The 2,975-nt window shown below is 66.7% G+C and carries 2 protein-coding genes; one reads left to right on the top strand and one right to left on the bottom strand.

The window, feature by feature from the left end; translation table 11 throughout:
* The coding region (locus ACIQ7H_RS22190; protein WP_395795671.1) for a CHC2 zinc finger domain-containing protein at window positions 1-2,134 on the bottom strand (2,134 nt) is incomplete at its 3' end.
* A 116-nt stretch (window positions 2,135-2,250) separates the two neighbouring features.
* On the opposite strand from ACIQ7H_RS22190, the gene ACIQ7H_RS22195 reads away from it, so the two are divergent.
* Window positions 2,251-2,646, top strand: coding sequence for a helix-turn-helix domain-containing protein (locus ACIQ7H_RS22195; protein WP_395795673.1), 396 nt, complete (start codon window positions 2,251-2,253; stop codon window positions 2,644-2,646).
* Window positions 2,647-2,975 lie beyond the last annotated feature (329 nt).

A 2,975-nucleotide genomic window follows, 5' to 3' on the forward strand; every position in this document is an offset into this window, starting at 1 on the left:
GCAGCAGCTTCAGCGCATAGGCCGCCTGGCGCACGCCCTCTTCTTCGGCGATGGCCAGAATCTTGTGCTTCATCGCCTGCTCGCCGAGATAGAACAGGCTCTGCCCGGTCATGGCGCTGTAGTGCACCCGCTCGCTCTCGGGCATCAGCGCCAGCAGTGCATCCATCAGGGTCGACTTGCCGGCCGCACTCGTGCTCTGGATCAGGATCGCCAGCGGCTTGTCGAGCTTGCGCGACACGCAGGCCAGGTAGGCCACCAGCGCGTTCGCCGACTCACCCACCACGCCGGTCGCTTCCACGTCGGCCACGATGCGATCGATCAGCGCCGGATCGCGCAATAGCGCTTCACCTGCCGCCCGCTCGACCTCGCCCAGCGCAGCGGCCGCATCCACTGGCGCGGCGGGCGCGAGCTGGGCGCGGATCACCGCATCCTGCCGCTGCTCCACCGCCCGCAGCAGCTTGGCCAGATCACCGCGCAGCAGGTCCTCGGCCGCGCCGATCTCGACCGCCGCCTGCTTGAGCCAGGCAGCGCGCTGCTTGGCGGCGTACAGCTCGACCGTATCGACGTGGACATGATCGCCGCGGCTCACTCGCAACCAGACTTTGAGCTGCTCGTACGACAGGTTCTTTTCGATGCCGCGCACGGTGTAGGCCCGATCGCCCAGCGTGAGGCGCAGTTCCTTGTCGTCGATGTCGACGGGCAGCGGCGGCTCGGTGGGTGGAATGCGGTAAGTCGGGGGCTCGGGGTCCGTCTGGGGCGTAACACTTGGGGCGCTGGCTGCGGCCGGCTCTGCATCAAGCGCATCAAGCGCATCGGTTGCATCAAGCGGAGCAGCAACAGCAGCGGCTAAAGGAGAATCCGCCACAGCCGGCGCGGCTACGTTCGAGGTGTCCGCAAGCAACCGTCCCTGGTGCGTGGCGCCGGCCCGGCCTTCCGTGGCCGGGCGCTCGTCAGCGCAGCCGAGGCCGATAGGGCCTCGGCTGGGCGCGCTGCCTCGCCCCACCCACTCCGCCTGCCGAATCACCACGCCCAGCGACTTCACCGCCGGCTGCACCGCCAGCGCATAGGCGTTCGCGTCCATCCCCTTCGGGAAGCGGCAGCGGTAGCACTCGAATCCCTCGGCCATCAGCTTGGGGGCCAGCTTGTCGGCCGCACCGTTGCCCGGCTCGTCCGCGTCATACGCGATCAGCACGCGCTTCACACCGTGCCGATGCAGCGCCGCCACTAGTTCATCGGTGAAACCTTCGACACCGTAGGCGCTGGTCACGTTGCGATAGCCCGCGCACCAAAACGTCAGCGCGTCGATCAGCGCCTCGCACAGAATCACTTCTTCCTGCCCGACCAAGCCGGCCTCGTTGAACACCCCACGGTGCGGACCCGGCAGGTACAGGTGCAGCGGCGTGCCGGCGCGCAGCTTCGAGGCCGGCAGAATCTTGCGGCCGTAGACCTCGGTGATCGCGCCATCGGGTGCCACCACCGGCACCACCAGCGAGCCGTTGAAATGCTCATGCCCGCTCGCCCGCAGCAGGCCGATCCGCTGCAGCGCACCGCGCTGTACAGCCCCGGCCTTCAGCTGCTTATCGGGCAGGTGATAGCCCAGCGTGCGGTTCGCGTAACCCAGCCGAAACGTGTCGATCAGCGCCGGATGATCGAGCCCACGCGAGCGCAGGTAATCCAGCGCCTCGGGGCTTTGCTTCAGGGTCGCGTGGTAGTAGTCGAGCACCGAGGCCAGCAGCGCCGCGTCGTCGGCCGCATCCAGTGCGGGCGCAGCGGCAGCAGGATCAGAAGCGGCGGCTAAGGAGGACTCTGCAGCGGACGCCGCACGCACCGCAGGCAGCGGAGCCGCCACCTCGCCCAGCTCGATCCGCAGCAGCTCCACCGCCCGCCGAAACGACACGCCATCGAGCTTCATCACCCAATCGATCGGCCCACCGGCCGCACCGCAGCCAAAGCAGTGAAACAGGTTCTTGGCCGGGCTCACGATCAGCGAGGGCGTCGCCTCCTCGTGAAACGGACACCGCGCCGCCAGATCCTTGCCCTGCTTCACCAGCGCGATCCCCCGCGCCTCGATCAGCCGCACCAGCGACACCTCAGTCTTCAACCGGTCCAGCTCGGAATCGGGGATGCGGGGCATAAACGGTCTCCGGCCAGGAACCCTGTCAAGGGGGTTTGCGAGGAAATAACCACAATTCGCTGTTACATGTTTGCGTGGTATCTTCAACCGCGATTCCAGAACCTCGGGGTTACGGTATGCGCCACCTCCGGATCGACCCGCCGACCGTGGCCATCAGTTCTGACGAACGCGCCTTCTTCATCGCCTTCGGTGAGCGCCTTGCACAACAACGCAAAGCCCAGGGGCTCACCCAGGTACAACTGGCCGAGGCGCTGGGCGTCTCACAGCAAGCCGTCACCGCCTATGAGAGCGGACAGCGGCGCGTGCCCCTCTCACTGCTGCCCCTGCTCGCGCAGACCTTGGGCACCACGATGGACGCCCTGATCGGCACGCCAGAACCGCGCACCACCGGCAAGCGCGGCCCCGCACCCAAGCTGCTGCATCAGCTGGAGCAGGTCAGCAAGCTACCCAAAGCACAGCAAAAGTTCGTCAGCCAGATGCTCGACACCGTGCTGCAACAGGCCGGGCGCTGACCCCAGCAGCGCCGAGTTCCGAGCGCACCAACAACAAGCCCCGCGAGAGCGGGGCTTGGGGGACGTGCTTTGCTACTGGAATGAACAGAGCACGCAGCAGGGGCTCGGCCCCTTGAAATCAACGATCAGAACGCTCGATCTGTCCCCAACTCCTGCGCCGCCGCACCGCGTGCTACCAAGATAGACCTGACCCTCTGCTCTTGCTACGTTCTCGCCGGCTATGCACGCTCGTTGCGCTGGCGAGCTGAGGCGCATGTCATTGAGGAACTGCGCTGGCTCAGCAAGTTCTTCGTCGCGGCCGCGCTTCTGTGCCTGAGCCTCTTGCTGCT

The organism is Aquimonas sp., from assembly GCF_044377145.1.
GTDB lineage: Bacteria > Pseudomonadota > Gammaproteobacteria > Xanthomonadales > Xanthomonadaceae > Aquimonas.

Excerpts from the sequence above, each read along its gene's own strand:
- ACIQ7H_RS22195 (WP_395795673.1), top strand. The coding sequence starts at position 2,251 with ATGCGCCACCTCCGGATCGACCCGCCGACCGTGGCCATCAGTTCTGAC.